The sequence below is a fragment of the Gemmatimonas sp. genome (assembly GCF_031426495.1).
Lineage (GTDB): Bacteria > Gemmatimonadota > Gemmatimonadetes > Gemmatimonadales > Gemmatimonadaceae > Gemmatimonas.
In genome coordinates this window covers 142,577-164,533 of sequence record NZ_JANPLK010000051.1, presented here as the reverse complement: position 1 = coordinate 164,533, position 21,957 = coordinate 142,577, and the positions used below count along the sequence as shown (strand labels likewise).

The following is a 21,957-nucleotide window of genomic DNA, read 5'->3' as shown; positions in this document are numbered from 1 at the left end:
AACGACGCTCCCGCCCGATACTGCACCCACACCACGTTCTTCTCCGCCCTCGATAGCCCCGGTCGACCTCGCTCCACCATCTCGTTGCTCCAGTGAGTGTGTGCAACTACGCCCTGTTGCACTCACTGGTTGAATCCGCCGACGTCTGATGTCAGAATTCTGACCACTGAACACTGAACACTGGCGCTTTACCATCGGCCCAGTGGTCAGTGGTCAGAATTCAGGCGTCTGACCGTGTATAGTGGTCAGAGTTCAGCGAACTTCAGTGCTCAGTTCTGAGCTTCGGAACTACTCGGGGAACGGAAGTTCGCGCACTTCGGCGGTGATCGGGCCTTCGGTGCCTTCCACGATCACCGTGTCGCCTTCCTGCACTTCCCGTCGCAGCATCGCGATCGCGATCGGCCCCAGGCGCGGCGAGATCACCGAGCTGCGCACGTCGCCCACCAGTTTGCCGGTGGCGTCCACCACTTGGCCATGCTGCGGCAGTGCTGACGCGCCGAGGAGTCCGCGCAGGCGGCGATTCACGTGTCCGCGGAAGTGGATGCGGGCCACGGTTTCCTGTCCTGTGTAGCAGCCCTTCGTGAATGAAATCGCGCCCAGCGTGTCGAGATTCGCTTCCTGCGGGATCGTGTTGTCGTCCATGTCGAGTCCCCACGCCGGACGTCCGCCTTCCACGCGTGCGGTATTCCACACCGCTCGCGTGGCGTGCCGGTACACCGACTTCTCGAGACGCACGCGCACGACCTCGGCGTCACGGGTATCCGCCATGATGATGAAGCCAGGCAGCGTGCCCATCAGCGGCGCGCGAATGAGCCGTACGTTGACCGGTCCGATATTCCAGAGACCATGCTGCCACAGCTTCCACTCGGCGAGTCCCTGCATCATCACATCGCCCAGATCTTCGACCGTGTGATTGGCGCCGCCGAGCGCGGCCACGGCCTTCAGCGCCTGCGCGCCGTACAGCATCCACGTGCTCCACTTGTCCGATTCGTCGTCGACTTTCGCGAGACGTGGGTTCACGTACTTGCGAGCGGTCGCGAGCCACTGCGGCGCGCACGTGCGCAGCAGCGTGAGCATGAACGTCTCCTCGTCCATGCGGAAGATCAGCATGTCGCAGAGCACCTTACCCTTGGGTGTCAGCGCCACAGCGTGCTGACCCTCGCCGGGGCGAAGCTGCGTGACGTCGTTGGTGACGAGTCCATTGAGCGCCTCGGCGGCCTTCGGGCCGCGGAATGTGCTCCACTGACCAGCCGATTCGAACCACGCCGACTCGCTGCGCAGATCGTTATACGCGGCGGCGTCATGGGCCGACAACGGCTCCGGATACACAAGGACAGGCGCCGCCAGATGCACAGCCTGAGGCACAGCCGGAGGCGCCACCATCGGTGACAGCTCCGGAGGCGTCAGGCTTGTGATGCTCGGGGAGATCGCGTCAGCGTCGGACAACGGCACACCTCAACAAAGACTTCAGCAATAGATCAGCTTGGAAAAGGTATCGGGGACTAACCGCTCGTGGCAACATTCGCGCGGCCTCCATTCGAACTTCGTGATATATGACACGCACTGGGTCATACCATTCCAGGCGCTAGTCGCTCTCAGAGCGCAGTGCGGCTCGTTGCTGAAAACCCCAGAGCAAACGCCGCCGTTCCGTCGGCAACCTCGACTGCGTCACGTTGTTCGCGCGGAAGTCGCTGACGCTCAAGACGGGTGTCGATCGCTTCAAAGCTTGCCCGCAACGACGTGACCCCTGCTCTGTGCGGCAGATCATCGGCGCAGCGCACGAACAACGTGCTGTCTTCGAGACTCGCGAGGCGCAAGATCGGTTCCACTTCCCGGCGGTGAGAATCACTGCGCATGACCACGCGCACCCCACGCGCTACCATGGTCGCGATGCGCAACCCCACTCCTTCACGAAGTGGAATACCGTGCGCGACCGTGGCCGACCACGCGTTCTGCGCGCGCATCGCGATGAGGTCGTGTGCGGTGAGATCATGACGCAGCCGCTCATGCTGCAACACCGGAAGCTCGGTGACCGCGGCCGTTGCGCATTCCTGTAACGTGCGGCCTGGTAGCCGTGGTAGCAGCATCGCCTGAAGTTCGACCGCGCCAACGGTGATGTCGAGTACGGTACACTCGCGCGCTATCGCATCGGCGAGAGCCTTGGCGCGCAGTGGCAGCGTATCGGCGACGATGCCGTCGAATGCGATGATCACGACGCGACCGGCGCCGATCGATGTCACGTCTCGCGCTCGTACGACGCGTCGAGCAGTTCGATGGGATGCACGACACGCGCGCGCGACCCACTGCGCAGCAAGCCCGCGCCGATTTGCATCATGCAGCCGGGATTGCCGGTGGCCACCCAATCGGCACCACTCTCGGCGATGCGCGCCAGCTTGGGTGCGAGTACGGCGTCGGAGGTATCGGGCTCAACCAGGTTGTAAATACCGGCCGACCCGCAGCATTGATCGGCGTCTTCGAGTGGAATGAGCGCGAGTCCGGGAATGGCGCGCAGCACCGCGAGTGGTGGCGACACCACGCGTTGGGCATGCATCTGGTGACAGGGCGGATCGTGCGTGACGCGCAGCGCCACCGATGCCGTGCCGGCGATGGGTCCAACGGTGGCCAGCAACTCCGAGATGTCACGCGTGCGCGCGCTGATGCGCTCGGCCCGTGCTGCCCACGCGGGATCGTCGTGCAGCAGATGTCCGTACTGCTTGAGCATGGCGCCGCAGCCGGCCGAGTTGACCGCGATGACGTCGGCTCCCGATTGCTCGAAGGCGGCCACGTTGATGCGGGCCAGCGCGCGCGCACTTTCGAGATCGCCGGCATGCGCATGCAGGGCGCCGCAGCAGCCCTGGGCGCGCGTGGCTCGCAGCTGAAAGCCGTTGTGCGTGAGCACACGATCCGTTGCGTCGTTCACGTGTGAAAACAGGCCGGACATGACGCAGCCGGTGAGGCAGGTGGCCGACACCGCTGGAGCCAGCGGCGGCGACACCGGCGGCGACACCGGTGTGCGGTTCGACATCGTGCGCTCACCGCATACCGCGCGGGCACGCAGGTTGGCCGGCGTGGTGGACGCGATCATCGCCATGGGGAAGGCGAGTCGCGCCGGCAAGATTTGCGCGAGCAACTGCGGCAACCGCGTGGCGCGGAACAGTCGTGCGCCAAGCAACGCAGAACGCAGGAGCACCGGATGCTTGAACACGGCAAGCACGGCGCGGGCCACGAACGGCACGCCACGCACGGGGGCCATGGTGGCGCGCGTGGCTTCGAGCAAGTCGCCGTACGGGACACCCGACGGACACGCGGTCTCGCAGGCCCGACAGCCCAGACAGCGATCGATATGCTGCGCGGTGGTGGGATCATCGAGCGCGATATCACCTTCGAGCATGCGACGCATGAGCACGAGCCGCCCGCGCGGTGAATCGTTCTCGTCTTCGAGATTCACATACGTGGGGCAGGCTTGCAGGCAGAAGCCGCAATGCACGCAGGCATCGAGCCCTTTGCTGGCCAGGGCTAACGGCGTGCCGGGCAGCGCACACGAAGGCGGAGTCGATGCGCCTGACGTCACGCTGCTCATCGTACGTAGGGTTTAGGCGTGAACGTGGCGCGTCGGCGATTCAGGACGCCATGGGGATCGAAGGCGCGCTTGATTGGCGCGTGGATTGGTGAGGTGTCGTGGCGGGGAGGCGCTCCTTGTTCGGCCACCAGCGAATAGTTCACAGGGGTGCGACCGAACTGCATCTCAAGTTGCTCTACCAGCACGTCATCTTCGTGTCCGGGGTCGGTGATCACGCGAACCGATCCACGCGACGGATTATAGAGCAGCGTGGCCTCGGGAAGGAGTTTGCGCACATGTTCGAGCATCGCATCCCCTCCGGACAGCTCGGTGCGAATGCGGAGCACCAATGCGTGGTCTGGCACATGACGCAGCGCGGTGATCATCGGCACCTGCTCATCGGCGCTGCTGGTGTCGGAAGGCCCGAGCGTAAACGTATTGCGCACGCCGTACGACTGCATGATGCCGCGCAACGCCGACGCCCGCGCACCATTGCCGGTGCAACGCGCAAAGAGTTGCGCCGGTTCATCGGGCGCGAGCCGCACCTGCATCGGCAACGGGGCACGGTTCGCGATGAGACGCGGAACCCAATCCCACGGTGACCCGTCCAGCGTGCCCGTGACCACATGATCCATACTTGGCTTCGCGTGCAACCGCAGGTTGACCTCGGTGATCACACCAAGTGTGCCGAACGCGCCCGTGTTGAGGCGCACGAGGTCAAAGCCTGCCACATTCTTTACTACCTTGCCACCGACGCGCACGATATCACCCGTGCCGGTGACGACGGTGAGGCCGAGCACCAAATCGCGTATGGCGAGGTCATCGTATGCCAACGGCGCCGCGGTAGCGGTTGCGACCACGGCACCGATGGTGGACCGCGGTGAGCCATACGGCGCGATAGCAATCATCTGGCCGCTGGCGGCGCACACCGCCGACAGCTCCTCCAGTGTCGTGCCCGCGTGCACACTGATCACGAGGTCACCCGGGGTGTATTCGATCACGCCGCCGCGAGGCTTCACCACGGTGGCAGTGGCATCGTTCTCCACGGGGCCGCCGTGAAGCCACGTGCCCGAGCCGACCCCACGGACCACTGTACTGCTGGCGATCGCGCTGCGGACGGCGGCGGAGATTTCGGAAGTCTCCATCAGCCGCGGTCGCCACGGTGTGACTTCACGAGGGAAGCTGCTTGGGGGCCAACGTGTGTGGGGCGGGGGGAATCACCGCGGCGAGGAGATCGCACATTTAAGAATGTGTGCATCGTGCCGGAAGCACCGCTTCCGCTCGTCGAATACACGTTCGCCTCTAAATTGCTTCCGGTGTGATTAAGCACGGTTGCCCCCGCGCCATTCTTTGCAGCTATGCACCGGCACGACCTTGCCCGGATTGGCGCGCCGCGCCGGATCGAAGACGTCGCGGATGGTGCACATCGCCGACAGTGATTCGGCGCTGAACAGGCTTTCCATGTACGGCAGCTTGTCGAGACCGACGCCGTGTTCGCCGGTGATGGTGCCGCCGGCGGCAATGCAGGCGAGCATGATCTCCGACATCGCGGCGTGCACGCGGGCCGACGCATCGGCGTCATTCGCGTCGTAGGGAATATTAGGGTGCAGGTTGCCGTCGCCGGCGTGAAATACGTTGCACACCTGCACGTTGTGGCGCGTGGCAATCTCGTGAATCGTTTCGAGCACATCGGGCAAGCGCGTGCGCGGCACGACGGCGTCCTGCACGACCAGCGACGGGGCGATGCGGCCCATGGCGCCGAAGGCTTTCTTGCGTCCTTGCCACAGGCGGACGCGATCGGCTTCGGTGGTGGCCACCAGCACGTTGCGGGCGCCCGATGCCATGCAGCACTCGCGAATGATCGCCACGTCTTCGTCGAGTCCGTCGGCGATGCCATCGACTTCGCATAGCAGTACGGCGGCGGCGTCGGTGGGGTAGCCGGCGGCGTAGATCGAGGCTTCGACGGCGCGAATGGTGGCGTTGTCCATCATCTCGAGCGCGGCAGGCACGATACCGGTGGCCACGATGCGTGACACCGCGCGCGCGGCAGCGTTCACACTCGGGAAGTCGGCGAGCATCGTATGCACGCGGTCGGGCAGTGGTACGAGTCGCACCGTGATTTCGGTCGCGACACCGAAGCAGCCTTCACTGCCGACGAACAGGCCGAGCAGGTCGTATTCATCGGACTCGCCGAAGGCCGAGCCCGCGCGAATGAAACGGCCGTCGGGAAGGATGACCAGACACTCGACGACATGATTGAGCGTGACGCCGTACTTGAGACAGTGCGGTCCGCCGGCATTCTCGGCCACGTTGCCGCCGATCGTGCAGACGCTCTGGCTTGAGGGATCGGGAGCGTACTGCAATCCATACGGCGCCACGGCGCGCGACAACTTTGCGTTCACCACGCCCGGTTCGACCACGGCGATGCGATTTACCGGATCGACGCGGAGAATCTGTGTGAGACGATTGAGGCCGAGCAGTACGACATCGTTGGCTAGTGCACCGCCGGAGAGTCCGGTACCGGCGCCACGCGGCACGAACGACACATTCGCGCTCGCGAGTGCGCGGACAACGGCGGCGACTTCGCCCTGCGTGCCGGGAAAGACGGCGAGGTTGGGCAGCGCACGATATCCCGGGAGCCCGTCGGCGTCATACGCGACGAGTTCGGGCGCGCGTGATTTCACCCAGCGAGGGCCTACGATGGCGGAGAGCGTGGCGAGCAGAGCATCGCGCATGCCGAAAGATAGCGGCCCGCGCGCGGAACTAGCTGACGATGGAGGTGACGAGCGCTTTCAGCGTGTTGAGTTCGAACGGCTTCTGCAACACGTGCGGGTGAATCGCGAGGGCGCTGTCTGGGGCGGCGTCGGAGACGGCATCGCCGGTGGACAGAATCACGCGTGCGGCGATCGCCGGACGGCTGACCATGAGTGTGCGAAGCAGCTCCTCCCCGGACAGCAGCGGGAGGTGCAGATCGCAAATCACGAGGTCAACGCGGCTCTCGCCGGTATCGTCACTCGCCAGCAGTTCGGTAATGGCAGTCTGGCCATCTCCGGCTTCGGAGACAGTCCAGTGTTGACGCTCGAACCAGCGCTTCAATGCGAAGCGGATGCCCGGTTCGTCGTCAACGATCAGGACGCGAGGCAACAGCAGCTCCAGGAAGACCGGGAGAAAAAACGAACGGGTGTTCGTATGAATACGAACACCCGCCGCAAAAGCTACTACTGCACTTGTTAGACCGGCGATTCTGTACTGCGAGTCCTAGTTCAGGCGGCGCCCCAGAATCCGGCAAGGGCGCGTCCATCGGGCGACTCGCGGAGCTTTTCGAAGGCCCGCTCGCGAATCTGGCGGATCCGTTCGCGCGTGACGCCCATGAGGGCGCCGATGCGCTCGAGGGTCATGGCTTCTGCCCCTTCATCGAGTCCGTAATACAGATACAGGATCTTGCGTTCGCGCGGCGTGAGGTACTTCCGGAACACGCGATCGATGAACTCCCGCATGAGGCGAAAGTCGGTGCCTTCTTCGATATCGGTGTGCGTCTCGCCGGCGAAGCGTTCGCCGAGGGTGGACGCCTCGCGATCCTGACGATCGATGGGGGCGTCGAGGGAGACTTCGGTGCTGGTGATCTGGCGGGCATTGCGGATCTGCTCGATGGGCTCCTGGAGGAGCTTGGCCATCTCGGCATCCGTGGGCTCGCGATTGAGCACCTGATTGAGCACCATCTCACCGCGAGCCATGCGGATGAGCTGGGAGTTCTGGTTGAGCGGGATACGGACGCTTCGCGTCTGCTCAGCCAGTGCCTTGAGGACGGCTTGGCGCACCCACCACACGGCGTAGGAGATGAACTTGACGCCCTGATCGGGATCGAACTTCCGGACCGCCTTGAGGAGGCCCTCGTTGCCGATGGCGACGAGTTCGGAGAGATCGAGGCCGTGTCCTTGATACTTCTTCACGTAGCTGATCACGAACCGGAGGTTCGCGGTCACGAGGCGCTCGGCGGCGGCCTCATCTCCCTTTTGGGCGAGCCGAGCGAGCCTACGCTCTTCGGCGGCGTCCGTGATCAGGGGAAGCTTTTGTATGTCGTGGAGGTATTGATCGAAGGCGGTGGAAGGGGAGGAACGGAAAAAGCCCTTGGAGCGGGCCTCGGTGGTCCTGGTCGCGGCAGCTGCCTGCATACGCCCTCGCCGAACATGTGCCTTATCGACCGGGTCCAGACGCGGCCCAGTCAGGGGGTGGGAACGCCACGATAATGGCGGGATACTGAGCGGTCAATGAAAATCTTTGCTAGGCGCGTAATTCTGGCATTTACGTGACAGTTTAAGGACGGCATCGCGCCAGTGTTCGGGTTGAATGTCACGTTCGTGACGGCTATCTCATGGTTTGGAAGGGAGCTGTGCTGTACGGCGTTGCGGCGGCGCCACACACCCCATGGCTGATAGCCCATAGCTGATAGCCCATAGCTGACAGCCCACAGCCCAAAGCCCAAAAGCTCAAAGCCCAAAGCTCCCCTAAAAAGGCCATGGGCCGTGAGCCATGGGCCGTGAGCCGTGGGCCGTGAGCCATGGGCCATGGACCGTGAGCCATGGGCCGTGGGCCATGGGCTTAACTGAGCGCTGAGCCGACCTGTTCGTCGCTCACCGCGACCGCCCATGTGCCCTCGGCGGCTTCCATTTCGCCGATGCCGCGGGGGAGGGAGTAGCGGGCGGAACCTGCGCGCGCCTTCTTGTCGCCGTGGGTGGCCGTGATGATGTCGTCGAGGCTGATGCCGGCGGGGAGGAGGGAGGGGAGACCTGCGCTCTCCACGGCGTCGGCGATGGCGACGGCGAGTCCCGGCCCCGCCAGTCCGATCGACTCGGCGATGCGGGCTTCGGCCACCATCCCCATCGCGACGGCGTCGCCGTGGAGGAGCTCGAAGTTGAGCACCCGCTCCACGGCGTGGGCGATGGTGTGGCCGAAGTTCAGGATCTGACGCAGGCCGCCTTCGCGGGTGTCTTCAGCGACGACTTCCGCCTTGATGCGCACGCTGCCGGTGATCAGTGTCGTGATCGTGGCGGCGAAGTCCGGGGCCTGTGCGCCGTGATCACGGACGGCGCCGGCGAACCGGAGGACGGCGTCGAAGTAGGACGCGTCGGCGATGACGCCGTGCTTGATCATTTCGGCCAGCCCGCTGCGCAGCACGTCGGCGGGGAGCGTAGCGAGCACGTCGGGGTCGATGACCACTGCCGACGGGTTATGGAACGCGCCGACCAGGTTCTTGCCGAAGGGGGTATCGACGGCGGTCTTGCCCCCCACCGACGCGTCGACCATCGCCAGCAGCGTGGTCGGCACCTGCACGACGGGGAGCCCGCGCATGTATGTCGACGCGACGAAGCCGGCGAGGTCGCCGATCACGCCGCCGCCGACGGCGATGACGGTGGTATCGCGTCCCGCGCCCCATTCCAGCAGGGCGTCGGTGAGTTCGGCCCAGCGGGCCCGCGTCTTCTCCTGCTCACCGGGTGGAATGGTGAACAGCCGAGTGCTGTCGGCCGGGAACTGGGCCGCGATGGCTTCACCATGCAGGCGCGCCACGGCGGTGTCGCTGATGACGGCGACGCGATGCGAAGGGGCGGCGAGGCGCGCAATCTCCCCGATGGCCTGCCGCACGCCGGCCCGGCAGTAGACCGGATACGGCAGCGGCAGTTGGAGCGCGTCGGGGGGCGCGCCGCCCACTACCAGGTCACCTCGCCCGCACCCGCACGCTTGTTGGCGACGCGGGCAAGCATGAACAGGAGATCGGACAGGCGGTTGAGATACACCACCACCATGGCCGGCAGTTCGATATCGGCCGCGAGATGCACCACGCGACGCTCGGCCCGCCGACACACGGTGCGCGCCACATGCAGTGCGGCCGCCTTGGGCGTGCCCCCGGGAATGATGAAGCTGCGCAGCGGCTCGAGCTCCGCCTCACAGGCATCGATCGCCCGCTCGAGCTCCTCGATGCGCTGCTCGTCGATGCGAGCCTTGCTGAGCTGCTCCTTCATCTTCTCATGATCGGGAGTCGCCAACAGCGCGCCGATGGCGAAGAGATCGCGCTGCACGGGCACGAGCACTTCGTCGATACGGGGCATCATGTCGATCGATCGCGCCAGACCGAGTGAGGCATTGAGTTCGTCCACGTCGCCGTACGCTTCGACGCGGGGATGGTCCTTGCCAACCTTGCCGCCACCAAAGAGGGCGGTCGCGCCCTCGTCACCTGCTCGGGTGTAGATCTTCATTCCGCATTATACGCGAGATGGACGACAGCGGAGTAGGGAGTAGGGGGTAGGGGGTACGGAGTCGTTCGGTTGTTTGACCCCCTACCCCATACTCCCTACCCCATACTCCGCCGTTATCTCGAACACCTGGGGCAGCGCGTGGTCGGCCTCGAGCACGAGGACGGACACTTGGTGCTGGGCACGGAAACGGACCGTTCCCCGACGCGCGCCGTAGTAATCCCCGCCGGCATCGAATCGCGGTCGGGATGTGCTGATCATCGGTGGTGGTGACTCGGCCTTCGACTGGTGCGCGCAGCTGCGCGACAAGGCCAAGTCGGTCACGCTCGTGCTCCCGATGCTCGGCTACGTATCCGACCTCGGCACGTTGCTGGAGTGGGGCCTCGACATCGAGAAGGACGAGATCAAGGTTAACACGGCCATCGAAACCGGTCGCGCCGGGGCACTCGTCGCACTTGGCGGTGTTCGGGCAGAAGGACGACTGAGTGCCGGCTGGAGTGCTTGCGGGGAGTTTTATTGGTCGTTGAGGGATCGCTGGTTCACGCGAAGCTCGCGAAGAACGCGAAGGCACGCGAAGAACTGCAAAAGCAAAAACGAAAATTGTTTTGCTGTTCTTCGCGCCCTTCGCGCCCTTCGCGAGCTTCGCGTGAACTACGGGCTATCCACACACACGGCGCCTACGGCGGAGCACCCGAACTAGGCCCGCACCCGCGGATCGGCTTTTTGGTACGCGAGATCGGTCACCAGATTGACCAGCACGAACACGACCGACAGAAAGAGCACGGCGCCCTGTACGGCCGGGAGGTCGCGTCGTGCGATCGCCATGACCACGTAGCGGCCGATGCCCGGCCAGCTGAAGATCGTTTCGGTGAGGATGCTGCCGGTGAGGTAGGCGCCGAAGTCGAGACCGATCACCGTGATCACGGGAATCAGCGCGTTGCGCAGGGCGTGGCGGATGATCACGCCGGATTCCGTCAGTCCTTTGGCGCGGGCCGTACGCACGAAGTCGGCGCCCAACACCTCGAGCATCGAGGAACGAGTCACGCGGGCGAGGTAGGCGATGGAGCGCGAGCCCAGCGCCAGCGCCGGGAGGATCAGAAACTCGATGCGACCGTAGCCCGAGGCCGGCAGCCAGCGCAGGGTGACCGCGAAGAGGACGATCAGCAGCAGGCCGATCCAGTACACGGGGAAGGAAATCCCGAGGTACGTCGTGGCGAGCGCGAGGCGGTCGAACCAGCCGTTGGGGCGTACGGCGGCGAGCACGCCGATGGTGACGCCGCTGATCGTGGCCAGCAGCATGGCCGCCGTGGCCAGCAGCAGCGTGCGCGGAAAGCGCTCGGCGATGTCGCTGATGATCGGGCGATTGGTGACGTAGGATCGGCCAAGGTCACCCTGCAGTACGCCGCTGGCATAGTGGAAGAACTGCGCCGGGAGGGGGTCGTCGAGGCGAAGTTCGGCCCGGAGCCGCGCGATCGTGGCCGGGTCGGCGCGTTCCCCGACCATGGCCTGCACCGGGTCCCCCGGCGCGACATAGAGCAGGAGGAACACGACGATCAGCACCCCGGCCAACGTGGGCAGGGAGAGCAAGAGGCGACGGGCGAGCAGCGACAGCATGTCAGCAACATTAATCCCCGTGGGAGTCGGGCCGATACTCTTGACCACTTCCCGCGCCTGTCGCCGGGGACCATCCGATTCACTTCCTCGTCGCCTTCATGCTATTCCGTCGTTCTGCCGCCGATCGCCCAGCTGTCGTCCCGTCACCCGTCGCACCGACGGCCGTCTCAGCGACGGCCGCATCAGCGGTGGCCACCGCCGACGAGGCGTTCGACCTCGCGCCGCTGCTCGACGCCTTCGGGCAGGTGCTGTCGGCGTACGCGCAGGGGAGCTTCGATCTGCCCGACGTGTCGTCGAGCGAGGCGGGGGAAGAGCTCGAGCGGTGGCGTCGCCACACGGTGCTCGGTGTTCCGCTCTCGGCGGGCGAGTCGCGCGGGTCGTTGAGTGCCGCCGAGCGCGATTACCGGGGCGCTGCCCGGGCGCTGACCGACCATCGTCGGCGGGAGAAGCGCTATGTGGAGTCGGCGCTGTCCGATTTGCGTGATGCGCTGTGGGCCTGCGTGGAGCGCGTGCACACGGTGGCGCAGGCCGATCTGCACGCCGATGAAGCCACGTCGGTGCAGATCACCCGCGTGCAAACCGCCATTCATGGCCTCGAGACGCACGCCGTGAAAGACGAAGTGCTGCAGGCGATCTCGGCGATCACCGACATCTCGCGCACCCGCCGCGATACACAGCAGGTCGCGTACGGCATGCTGGCCGAACGTATCGACCAGTTGGGCTCTCAGCTCGAAGAGGCCAAGCGCGAAAGCGAAACCGACCCCCTCACCGGACTCGGCAACCGCAAGCGCTTCGAACGCGCCGCCCAACGCGCGGTGCAGATGCATACGCTCAATCGCGCGCCCGTATCGCTCGTGCTGGTCGATCTCGATCACCTGAAGCAGATCAATGATGGCTACGGGCACTCCGCCGGTGACGCCACGTTGCAGACCACGGCCGACACGTTGACCCGCGTCTTCTTGGGAGATTCCGACGTCATCTGCCGCATCGGCGGCGACGAGTTCGTGGTCATTCTCACGAATACCAACGCCAACGTGGCCGGACGACTGGCGGAACGCCTGGTGCAGAAGATCGCAGAAACAGGCCCTCCGTTCGCTGCTGACGCACCAGCGCTGAGCGCGAGCGTCGGCTACGCCTCGTACCACGGCGGCGAAGGCGTGGAAGCGTGGATGGGAAGAGCGGATGCGGCGTTGTACCGGGCGAAACGGGAGGGGAAAGGGCGCGCGGGTGGGGCGGATTGAACGGCGAACGGCGCTAAAAGTCAAAAGCGCTAAGAGTGAACGGCGCTAAGAATCAGAAGCGCTAAGAATCAACGGCGTGAACTGCTAACTGCGCTCGTTCTTCCGCCGGGCCTCGTCTTCCTCGATTCGGCGGATGAGGGACGCCAGCATCCTTGCGGTGACTAGCGCCTTCGAATCGCAGAGGAAGTACGGCTTGGTTGCCAATCTCGCCTCGTTGCGTGCACGCATGAGATGCGTGCGGGTTTCGTTGGCGGAGCCCAAGGCGATTCGCAACTGATTGAGGAACTGTGGGGCCGTTCCGCGACCGGCGCCTTCCGAGGTATTCGCGGCGATCGAGCCGACCGCGCTGATCAACTGCGCACAAAGCCCAGGCACGCGGCTGCACTCGCAATGATCGAGGGAGTCGATCACGACGGTGCTGAGTTGGCACGCCGCGTCGTACACACGGAGGTCGAAGTGGTTTGGCATAGCGCACGGTAGTGCGCCCATGCCCAACCACCGTCACCAAAAGCCCGCGACCACGCACATCCCAACGCCGTTCGTAGTTTCGCCCCTAATTCTTAGCGCTTCTGACTTTTAGCGCCTGTGACTTTTAGCGCCGTTCACTCTTAGCGCTTCTTATCAGTCCCCATCGTAACCTTCTCCCATCGTTGCCCATTAAAAATGACCGGAACTTCGAATCCTTTGACCCACGGTTGTACCGCGTACACCTCGTTGTAGAAAAACAGGGGCACCATGCCGACTTGTGCATAGCCCACCGAGTCCGCCGCCGCATACAACACCGCGCGCTTGGCCGCGTCGCTCTCGCGCCGTGACGCGTCGACCAATCGATCGAACGTGGCGTCGCTGAAGAACGACACATTGCCGCCGGCGCCGCGGTTCGCGGTGTGCAGCAGCGGATACAGGAAGTTCTCGGCGTCGGGGTAATCGGCGTACCAGTCCTTCACGACCAGGTCTGTTTGTCCGGCGCGGGCGGCGGCGCGCATGGAGCTGGCATCGCGTTGCACGAGCTTGATGCGAACGCCCACCGTGGCGAGATACGCTTGAATGGCCTGCGCGAGGCGCGGCATGGGTGCGGTTTGCGAACTCCACAACTCGAGGTCGATGCCGTTGGCGTAGCCGGCGTCAGCAAGGAGTTTGCGCGCGGCGAGGGTGTCGTACGCGTATGGCTGCCGTGCCTTGTCGAAGCCTTCGAGCGTGGGCGGGATCACGCCGGCGGCGATGGTGCCGCGGCCGGCGAGGAGCTGGGCGAGGAGGGTGGGGACGTCGATGGCGTGGGCGATCGCCTGTCGCACGCGCACGTCTTTCAGCGGGCCGCGCGTGACGTTCACGCCCATGTACCACAAGCGCAGCGCCGGTGCGCTCACGAGCGTGGCCTTCTTCGTGTCGGTCTCTTCCCAGTCGCGCGTCTGGTCTTCCGGCACGTAGAGAATGTCGACCGTGCCGGCTTCGAACTCGGCGACGGCAGTGGACGGCTCGGGGATGATGCGGGCGATCAGGGTGTCGATGGAGGGCGCGCCGCCGAAGTACGTGGCGTTGCGGGCGAACTTGAGATAGTCGTCGTGCTTCCACTCCACGAGCTTCCACGGTCCGGTGCCGATGGGGTGCTCACTGAAGTCGACGCCGACCGAGTCGGGGAGGATCGACGCCACGGGCATGGCGAGCAGCTTCGGGAAGATCGCGAACGGCTCGTCGAGCGTAATGATGACCGTCGTGTCGTTTGGCGTCTCGATGCCGAGTGCGGTGCCCTTGCCGTCAGACTTGCCGTCGGCGAAGGCGCGGGCGCCTTTGATCGGGTAGAGCGGCCACACCGTGCCGCTCTTGGTGGCCGGGTCGAGCACGCGGCGAAACGACTGGGCGACATGGCGCGCGAGCAGCGGCGCGCCGTCATGGAAGCGGACGTCGGCACGCAGGTGGAACGTGTACTGCAGGCCGTCGGGCGAGACGTCCCACGACCGCGCGATCGACGGCTGCACCTGACCAGCGGGGGTGAACTTGGTGAGGCCGTCGAACAGATACGCCACGGCCCGTCCGCTGGGCACGTCAGTGGCCTTGGCCGGATCGAGCGAACGCGGATCGTACCAATCGCGTGAGTCGATGAGCGCGTGACGGTCAGGAGTCGCCTCGCCGGTGCGGCAGCCGGCCAGCGTGCTGACCAGCACGGTGCTCACCAGCATGGTGCAGACCATGGTGTACGGCGAGAGCCGCGAGCAGAACGAACGTGACGGGCGAATCGATGACATGTGCGGTTGACTGAGGGGCGATCCCACGTGAGCTTCAACGCTATAGAACGTGCGACCTCTCGTCCATCTCCTCTTCGCGCTCGCAACACTTTCGGTCGCGCGTCCGGCCGCCGCCCAGGATCTGTCCTGCGATCGCGGCGACCGTGAAGTGCGTGCGCTCCGATTCGCCGGGAATCGCGAATATGCCGCTGTCGCCCTCGCGGCCACGGTGGCCACATCCCCGTCGTCCGTTGCCGGATTACCAGTCATCGGCGAGCGGCGCTGCCTCGACCCAGTGGAGTTCTCGCGGGATGTACAGCGGCTCGAGACCCTGTATCGCCGGCGCGGCTTTCTCGATGTGAAGGTGGACACCACGGTCACCACGGTGAAGCCCGGTGTGATCGAGATCACGTTCACCATTCGCGAAGGCGAGCCGATGCGCATTACGGCGCTCGCGCTGCAGGGGCTCGAGATCCACCCCGACGTACGCGACGCGGCGCGTGATTTCCCGTTGGCCGTTGGTGGCGTGTTCGATCGTGGTGCGCTCGAAGCCGGTCGGGACACCCTCGTGCGACGGCTGCGCAACAAGGGCTGGCCGCAGGCCGAGGCGTTGGTGGCCTATACTACGAACACCGTGTTGCGCACGGCCGATGTCGAAGTGTCGGTGGTGCCTGGTGTACGGGCCAAGCTCGGTCGTATCGCGCTCGAGGTAGACGCCGGCGACGACAACCGGCGCGTCTCCGATGCCACGGTCCGTCGGGCGATGGCACTCAAGACGGGTGACTGGTATTCGGCCCGCGCGATCATCGACGCGCAGCGCAATCTCTATCAGACCGACGCCTTTCAGCGCGTCGATCTGCAGCCCGACAGCATCCAGCCGGCGGGCGACTCGATCGTGAACCTCGTGGTGCGGCTGGTGGAGGGTGATCGCTGGGCGGCGCGCGGCGGATTGGGCTGGGCCACGCTCGATTGCTTCCGCATGCAGGGTTCGCTCACCGATCGTGACTTCCTGCCCTTTGCGCAGCGCTTGGAACTCACCGGTCGTGTGAGCAAGATCGGACTCGGTGATCCGCTCGACGGCGCGCCGAATCTCTGTCAGGGACAGGCGCGCAGCGATCCGTACAGCCGCACGCTGAACTACTACACGTCGATGACCGTGCGACAGCCGGTGCGGGCCAATCAGGCGCGTGTGCCGTCGCTCACGCTGTTCAGCTCCACGCTGTCCGAGTACAAGGCGTTCCTGCGTCGCACGCCGATCGGTGGGGCGCTGTCGGTGACCGATCCGTTTCCGATTGCGCGCGTGCCGAGCACGCTGAGCTATCAGGTGGAGCTGGGTCGTACCGAGGCGGAGCCCGCGTTTTTCTGCGCCGTGTTCAATGCGTGCGACAACGAGTCGCGCACGTTTTTGCAGCGCAACAATCGTTTGGCCGCGTTGGAATACTCGATCGTGCGCGAACGCGTGAACGATCCGTTGCGGCCCACCGGTGGCAGTACGGTGCGGTTGAACGTGCGTCATGCGAGCACGCTCATTGGCTCCGATCGTTCGCAGCAATTCAATCGCGGCACCGGTGACGTGTCGTGGTATCGTGCACTGCGTGGTGGCGCCACGCTGGTCGCGCATCTGCGCGGTGGCGTGGTGTACGGTGGTGGCACGACGCCGCGTACGGGCGGCTTCATTCCGCCACAGGAGCGGTTGTACGCGGGCGGTCCAACCACGGTGCGTGGCTTCCGACAGAACGAACTTGGGCCGGCGGTATACATCGTGAGCCGCTACGACACGAACACCGTCAACGGACAAACGTTGTATCGTGCCGACTCCAGCTCGGTAACTGAGCGCGTGGTGCCGACCGGTGGCAACACGCTCATCGTGGGCAATCTCGAGGCGCAGTTCCCGAGTCCGATCGCGCCGAGGTTGCTGCAGATCGCGGTGTTCGCCGACGCCGGAAAGCTGTGGAATCGTGGCACGACCTCGCGGGCCGCGTCGCTGAGCGACGAAGGGCCGTCGGTGAAGATCACGCCGGGCATGGGCATTCGCATCGCGTCGCCCTTTGGCGCGATTCGCGTGGACCTGGGCTACAACGGTTATCGCTTGCCGGCGGGCGCGGCGTACTACAACGCGCCGCTGCAGGCCGGTGTCGCGCCGCTGTACTGCGTGAGCCCCGGCAACGGGCTGTCGGTGAATGCGTCGGGCACAACTGGCGCGCCGCCGGAGCAGGAAAAGGGCAGCTGTCCCAACAGCTTTCGCCCCACGCGGGGCACCGGGTTCTTGCGGCGCCTGAATCCGAGCATCTGGATCGGGCAGGCGTTCTGATGCGCGACGATCCGACGCCCCACAACGCGATGTCGAATGACGAGTCGCATGACGCGTCGCATGACGAGTCGCATGACGAGCTGAATCACGACGCGTTCGCTGTGCCGATCCCGGAGAAGCGCGGGTCGCGTCGTATCCGGCGACGGACGGTGGTGTTGGCCACAGCCGCCGTGTTGCTCTCGATCGTGGCGCTGATTGTGGGGGGTGTGGCCGCGCTTACGCAAACCGATCGCGGACGCGCGGCCATCATGCGCGTGGTGGTGCCGGCGATTTCGGCGGCCATTCCGGGCAAGATCTACGTGGGCAAGGTGAGCGGGACGCTGTTCACCGACATCACCATCGACTCGATCGACATCCGCAGTGCCGACGGCACGCCGTTCCTGAGCAGTGGTCCCATCCGAGCCAACTACGATCCGCGCGATCTGCTCGATCGGCGCATCGTGATCAAGTCACTCGAGGTCACGCGGCCGTCGATCACGATGATCGACTACGGCAATGACGACTGGAACTGGAAGCGTGCGCTCCGAAGGACCGGTATCCTGTCGTCGAAGTCCAGGAGTCGTTTCGGTGAGTACATCGTCATCGATACGACCACGATCCGCGAGCTGACGTTCACGGCGCGCTTGCCGTGGGTGCTCTCCGATACCCTCAAAGGCGCCAAGCGCGACAGCGCGCTCGCGTTCAATCTCACCCGCCTCGACGGCGAAGTGCGCCGCGACGGTAATCGCTTCGTGCGCGTGTACCGCTTCGTGCGTGGTGGGCTCACGCTGGGCCGATCGCGCTTCGCCGATCCCGATTCGGCGGGTATGAAGCTGGCCATGCGGAAGATGGACGTGGTGTGGATCTATCCGCCGTTCTGGTTCCGCAACATGAAGAGCACCGTGCGCAAAGTCGCCGATTCGCTCTGGATGGACGACGTGAGCTTCAACCTCGCCAACTCTGGCGCGCACGGCAGCGCGAAAGTGGTGTGGGGCAGTGGCCTGCCGGTGCGCTACGATGTGAAGCTCAAGGGCGACAGCGTGGCGATGGCCGACATGTCGTGGATCGATGAGACGCTGCCCTGGAGTGGCGGAGGCAGCACCTTCATCACGATCAAGAACGACCCGAAGAATCTCGCGATCCTCGAGTACGGATTGCGTGACATGGATGCCCGCGCGCTGAAGTCGCGACTCAAGGGCAACATGACGTTCGCCGTGGGTGGACCGGTGCTCAAGGTGAACGATGTCGACCTCGAGCTCTTGCCCGCCAACACGGCGTTGCTGCGCTGGTTCAACGGCGAGCCGTTCCCGTATGACTGGCAGGGTAACGTCACGGGCCGCGTGATCGCGCGCGGCGGGCCGGTCACGAATTGGCAGCTCGACGACGCGCAGCTCACGTTTTCCGACAGCCACGTGCCCGGTGCGGTCTCGCGCGCCCGCGTGCGGGGCATCGTCGATATCTTCACGCCGGCCGAAGCCATTCTCAAGGGCGTCGATCTCGAGTTGCAGCAGCTCGATATGCGCACGCCGCGCTTCGTGAATCCGCTCTTCCCCGAGCTCAATGGTGTCGCGCGCGGCACCATGCGCCTCGATTCTCTCTGGTACGACGCCTACTTCTCGAAGGCCGACATCGAACACGTAGACGGCCCGGGTCTGCCGTCGCGCTTCACCGGCGACGGACATTTCACGCTGCTCACCGAAGGCGTGAAGTTCGATGTGGATATGCAAGCCGTGCCGCTGTCGTACACCACGATGTCACGCTCGTACCCGTCGCTGCCGCTGCGCGGTTCGGCGGTGGGTCGCATCAAGGCCGCCGGCATGGCCGAGAAGTTCGAGGTGCAGACCACACTCGCGGGTGAGGGCGGCGAGATCTCGTTCACCGGTAGCGCTGACGCGCTCGAGCCCGAGATGGGTGCCACCGGACAGTGGCGTGTGCGCGGCGGCAATCTGCAGAATCTGCTGGGCGACAATCGCTTTCCGATCACGTCGCTCAACATACTCGGCACCGTCGACATGAGCGCGGCCACGGTCGAGACACTGCGCGGTTCGTTGCGCGCCTCGGTGGATCAGTTCTCCCGCGTGGCCGATGCGCGGCTGTTCGGCGGAACGGCGGTGGTGCACTTCGACTCCGGTCATGTGCGTGTCGACACGCTCACGATCGAGAGTTCGGCGGTCCGACTCACCGCGCACGGCGGCCTCGGGATCACCAAGGCGCGGCGGGATTCGCTGTCGATCTCGATGGTCGTCGACTCGCTCGGTGGACTGCGGCCGTGGCTTTCGCCGTCGGACTCCACCACGCGCGCGATCGTGCTCGCTGGCGACACGCTGCGCGGATCGATCGAACTGTCGGGTCAGCTTTCCGGATCGATCGATACGACCGACGCCCGTGGACTCGATCTACGCCTCCGGGGCGATGCCCGCGATGTGATCGTGGCCACGTCTCGCACGCAGCGGGCGTCGGTCGATCTCGCCGTGCGCGATGTGTTGCGCGGTGCGAACGGGTCCCTCTCCGCCACGATGGACTCGGCAAATTTCGCCGGCATCGACATCGCGTCAGCGGCGGGGCAGTCCACCCTTCGCGGCGGATTGGCCGAGCGCTTCGGGGTGCAGATGCGCACGCCGTCGGAATCGCGTATCGCGATCGCCGGCGGCCTGGCACGGAACGGCGACTCCAGTGTCGTCACCATCGATACGCTCACGCTGCGCGTGGACAGCGCGTCGGTTCGTCCGCGCGGCTTCGCGCTGGTCGCGCCGGCCATGCTGCGCTTCATGCCCGGTGCAACCGGCACCAACGGCACCAACGGCACGAATGGCACGCTGGGCTCGCTCGATTCGCTGGTGCTCCAGCACACCGACACCGGCCGTATCTCGATGCGCGGCGCGCTGGCGGCGGGCGGTGTGGTGAGCGGCCGTGTGGAGGCGGATCGCGTCGCGCTCGCCGACATCGGTCGTCTGCTCCGCACCTCAGGTCTCTCCCGCGGCACGGCGTCGGCGACGATGGCCTTGAGCGGTACGCGTGAGCAGCCCCGCATCGATGGCACCGTCGACTTGCGCGATGCCGTCGCCGGCCGCGTGCGCTTCGGCGATCTGTTCGCCACGGCCCACTACGATTCGCTGCGCCTCAATGTCCAGGGGGCATTGCGACTGGGTGGAAAGCCCGCGCTGCAGGCCTCGGCCTCGTTGCCGCTGGATCTGGCGCTGTTCAGCAACCGCACGCGTCAGCTGAACGAACCGCTCACTGGCCGCATCGTCACCGAGCAGACCGATCTCACGTTGCTGGAGTCGGTGTTCCCCGACGTCACACGCGCCCGCGGCAGGCTGTTCACCGACGTCGCGCTGACCGGCACGTGGGATCGTCCGCGACTGCGCGGTGAAGTGCGGCTCGACAGTGCGTCGCTGTCGCTCGACAACCTGGGTATCCGTCTCGACAAGGCACGGGCCGATATCGGTTTGTTCGGCGACAGCATTCTGATTCGCCGCATCGGTGCCACGAGTGGCGCGCCGCAGGACTCCATCGGCATCAGCGGCTCGATCGGCATTCGCGAAATCGCGAACCCGACCTTCAATCTGCGTTTGGCGGCGAACGAGTTTCAGGCCGTCGACAAGCCGCGCACCGCGTCGATCGTGATGACCACCACCACGCCGATCACGCTCACCGGATCGCGCGATGCACCGCGCGTGCAGGGGGCCGTGCGGATCGATCGGGGGCGCGTATACATCCGCGCGCTCGCACAGAGGCGCGCGCTCGATCTCACCGACAATCTCGATATCATCGACACCACCCGCTTCGGCGTGAATGGGCTGTTGCCGTCGGCGCCGCGGGCGATCATGCAGAACTTGCAGCTCGACAACGTGCGTGTGAGCATCGGCGACGATGTGTGGCTGCGCTCGCCGGAAGCGAACCTCAAACTTGGCGGTGGGCTGCGCGTCACGCGCGCGCTGTCGCGCGACGGTCAGGTACCGCGTCTCGCGCTGGCCGACTCGCTCACCGTGGACCGCGGCACGTATCAGCTCAACCTCGGCATCGCCCGCCCCGGCTTCGAAGTCGAGCGTGGTCTGGTGCGCTTCTTCGGCGACCCGGATCTCGAGCCCGCGCTCGACATCACGGCGCTGCACACCATTCGCGAGACGCGTCCGAACTCGAACCGGCAGGACGTGCGCATTCGCGTGAACATCGCCGGCACGATCGACCGTCCCTCGCTGGCCCTGTCCAGCGCCGACAACCCGCCGCTCCCCGAGAGCGACATGCTGAGCTACCTGGTGACCGGCGAGCCGGCGTACGCCCTGCTGGGCACGCCCTACGCCGAGCAGGGGGCCACGCTCGCCCTCCGTTTGGCCGGCAGCTATCTGTCGAGCCGACTCGCCGGTGGCCGGTTCGACGTGGTGCAGGTGGAGCCGACCGCGCTCAATCCGGGCGATGCCGCCAACCTCCGGGAGAATGGCTTGGGCATCCTCGCCTCCACCCGGGTTGGCGTGGGCGGTCAAATCGCCCGAAATACGTACTTCACGTTCAGTACTGGGCTGTGCGGGCTGTCCAGCCAGACGTCGGGCGGCGGCGACGCCTTGTCCCTGTTCGCTCAGGGGCTGGGAGTGAAAGTGGAGCGGCGTTTTGAGGGTGGCCTCAGCGTGGCGCTGGGATTGGAGCCGGGCTCCAGTGCCCAAGCCTGTGGACGACTAGGGATAAGCCGCACGTTCCAGCAGACGCCACCGCAGATCGGCATCGACTTTTTTAGGAGCTGGACGTTCTGAGTTCTGGCAGACCGGGCAGTATGTTGTTTCGACCG

The 21,957-nt window shown here is 65.4% G+C and carries 16 protein-coding genes; 4 read left to right on the top strand and 12 right to left on the bottom strand.

What is annotated here, in order from left to right; genetic code table 11:
• Positions 1-288: 288 nt before the first annotated feature.
• The 9 genes from RMP10_RS14235 to RMP10_RS14195 all read right to left on the bottom strand — a co-directional run bounded on the left by RMP10_RS14235 (position 289) and on the right by RMP10_RS14195 (position 9,810).
• Positions 289-1,446, bottom strand: coding sequence for a glycine cleavage T C-terminal barrel domain-containing protein (locus RMP10_RS14235; protein ID WP_310570874.1), 1,158 nt, complete (start codon positions 1,444-1,446; stop codon positions 289-291).
• A 149-nt stretch (positions 1,447-1,595) separates the two neighbouring features.
• Positions 1,596-2,240: a hypothetical protein gene (locus RMP10_RS14230; protein WP_309670504.1), complete on the bottom strand. Its 645-nt coding sequence runs from the start codon at positions 2,238-2,240 to the stop codon at positions 1,596-1,598.
• Positions 2,237-3,580, bottom strand: coding sequence for a heterodisulfide reductase-related iron-sulfur binding cluster (locus RMP10_RS14225; RefSeq protein WP_310570873.1), 1,344 nt, complete (start codon positions 3,578-3,580; stop codon positions 2,237-2,239). The genes RMP10_RS14230 and RMP10_RS14225 overlap by 4 nt, the downstream gene beginning before the upstream one ends.
• Entirely contained in the window at positions 3,577-4,704 is a 1,128-nt protein-coding gene (locus RMP10_RS14220) for an FAD-binding protein (protein ID WP_310570872.1), read from the bottom strand. Before RMP10_RS14220 ends, RMP10_RS14225 begins: the two co-directional genes overlap by 4 nt.
• Positions 4,705-4,881: 177 nt before the next feature.
• Complete coding sequence (locus tag RMP10_RS14215) at positions 4,882-6,294, bottom strand: FAD-linked oxidase C-terminal domain-containing protein (protein WP_310570871.1); 1,413 nt, start codon at positions 6,292-6,294, stop codon at positions 4,882-4,884.
• A gap of 28 nt (positions 6,295-6,322) precedes the next feature.
• Positions 6,323-6,703, bottom strand: coding sequence for a response regulator (locus tag RMP10_RS14210; protein WP_310570870.1), 381 nt, complete (start codon positions 6,701-6,703; stop codon positions 6,323-6,325).
• Positions 6,704-6,822: 119 nt separating this feature from the next.
• Positions 6,823-7,731, bottom strand: a complete 909-nt coding sequence (locus RMP10_RS14205) for an RNA polymerase sigma factor RpoD/SigA (protein WP_310570869.1) — start codon at positions 7,729-7,731, stop codon at positions 6,823-6,825.
• A 427-nt stretch (positions 7,732-8,158) separates the two neighbouring features.
• A complete protein-coding gene (aroB, locus tag RMP10_RS14200) occupies positions 8,159-9,265 on the bottom strand; it encodes a 3-dehydroquinate synthase (protein WP_310570868.1) in 1,107 nt (368 codons plus the stop codon).
• Positions 9,265-9,810 carry a cob(I)yrinic acid a,c-diamide adenosyltransferase gene (locus RMP10_RS14195; protein WP_171225607.1) on the bottom strand — a complete coding sequence of 182 codons (546 nt, stop codon included), beginning with the start codon at positions 9,808-9,810 and terminating at the stop codon, positions 9,265-9,267. The genes aroB and RMP10_RS14195 overlap by 1 nt, the downstream gene beginning before the upstream one ends.
• 247 nt (positions 9,811-10,057) lie before the next feature.
• On the opposite strand from RMP10_RS14195, the gene RMP10_RS14190 reads away from it, so the two are divergent.
• Positions 10,058-10,507: a hypothetical protein gene (locus tag RMP10_RS14190; RefSeq protein ID WP_310570867.1), complete on the top strand. Its 450-nt coding sequence runs from the start codon at positions 10,058-10,060 to the stop codon at positions 10,505-10,507.
• On the opposite strand, the gene RMP10_RS14185 is transcribed toward RMP10_RS14190, so the two are convergent.
• Positions 10,504-11,421, bottom strand: a complete 918-nt coding sequence (locus RMP10_RS14185; RefSeq protein WP_310570866.1) for an ABC transporter permease — start codon at positions 11,419-11,421, stop codon at positions 10,504-10,506. The genes RMP10_RS14190 and RMP10_RS14185 overlap by 4 nt on opposite strands.
• A 98-nt stretch (positions 11,422-11,519) precedes the next feature.
• Between RMP10_RS14185 and RMP10_RS14180 the strand changes: the two genes are divergently transcribed.
• Positions 11,520-12,662 (top strand): GGDEF domain-containing protein, encoded by a 1,143-nt coding sequence (locus RMP10_RS14180; protein WP_310570865.1) that lies wholly within the window; start codon positions 11,520-11,522, stop codon positions 12,660-12,662.
• A gap of 84 nt (positions 12,663-12,746) precedes the next feature.
• Here the strand turns inward: RMP10_RS14180 and RMP10_RS14175 are convergent, their stop codons facing one another.
• A complete protein-coding gene (locus tag RMP10_RS14175) occupies positions 12,747-13,130 on the bottom strand; it encodes a four helix bundle protein (RefSeq protein ID WP_310570864.1) in 384 nt (127 codons plus the stop codon).
• A 140-nt stretch (positions 13,131-13,270) separates the two neighbouring features.
• The gene (locus RMP10_RS14170; RefSeq protein ID WP_310570863.1) at positions 13,271-14,905 is read right to left on the bottom strand and encodes an ABC transporter substrate-binding protein; all 1,635 of its coding nucleotides are present in this window, start codon (positions 14,903-14,905) and stop codon (positions 13,271-13,273) included.
• Positions 14,906-14,954: 49 nt separating this feature from the next.
• Between RMP10_RS14170 and RMP10_RS14165 the strand changes: the two genes are divergently transcribed.
• Positions 14,955-17,195 (top strand): BamA/TamA family outer membrane protein, encoded by a 2,241-nt coding sequence (locus RMP10_RS14165; protein WP_310570862.1) that lies wholly within the window; start codon positions 14,955-14,957, stop codon positions 17,193-17,195.
• Positions 17,195-21,922, top strand: coding sequence for a translocation/assembly module TamB domain-containing protein (locus tag RMP10_RS14160; RefSeq protein WP_310570861.1), 4,728 nt, complete (start codon positions 17,195-17,197; stop codon positions 21,920-21,922). Before RMP10_RS14165 ends, RMP10_RS14160 begins: the two co-directional genes overlap by 1 nt.
• Positions 21,923-21,957 lie beyond the last annotated feature (35 nt).

Coding starts and splice junctions, on each gene's coding strand:
- RMP10_RS14225 (WP_310570873.1), bottom strand. CDS start 3,580: ATGAGCAGCGTGACGTCAGGCGCATCGACTCCGCCTTCGTGTGCGCTG.
- RMP10_RS14220 (WP_310570872.1), bottom strand. CDS start 4,704: ATGGAGACTTCCGAAATCTCCGCCGCCGTCCGCAGCGCGATCGCCAGC.
- RMP10_RS14215 (WP_310570871.1), bottom strand. CDS start 6,294: ATGCGCGATGCTCTGCTCGCCACGCTCTCCGCCATCGTAGGCCCTCGC.
- RMP10_RS14205 (WP_310570869.1), bottom strand. CDS start 7,731: ATGCAGGCAGCTGCCGCGACCAGGACCACCGAGGCCCGCTCCAAGGGC.
- RMP10_RS14195 (WP_171225607.1), bottom strand. CDS start 9,810: ATGAAGATCTACACCCGAGCAGGTGACGAGGGCGCGACCGCCCTCTTT.
- RMP10_RS14185 (WP_310570866.1), bottom strand. CDS start 11,421: ATGCTGTCGCTGCTCGCCCGTCGCCTCTTGCTCTCCCTGCCCACGTTG.
- RMP10_RS14180 (WP_310570865.1), top strand. CDS start 11,520: ATGCTATTCCGTCGTTCTGCCGCCGATCGCCCAGCTGTCGTCCCGTCA.
- RMP10_RS14175 (WP_310570864.1), bottom strand. CDS start 13,130: ATGCCAAACCACTTCGACCTCCGTGTGTACGACGCGGCGTGCCAACTC.
- RMP10_RS14170 (WP_310570863.1), bottom strand. CDS start 14,905: ATGTCATCGATTCGCCCGTCACGTTCGTTCTGCTCGCGGCTCTCGCCG.
- RMP10_RS14160 (WP_310570861.1), top strand. CDS start 17,195: ATGCGCGACGATCCGACGCCCCACAACGCGATGTCGAATGACGAGTCG.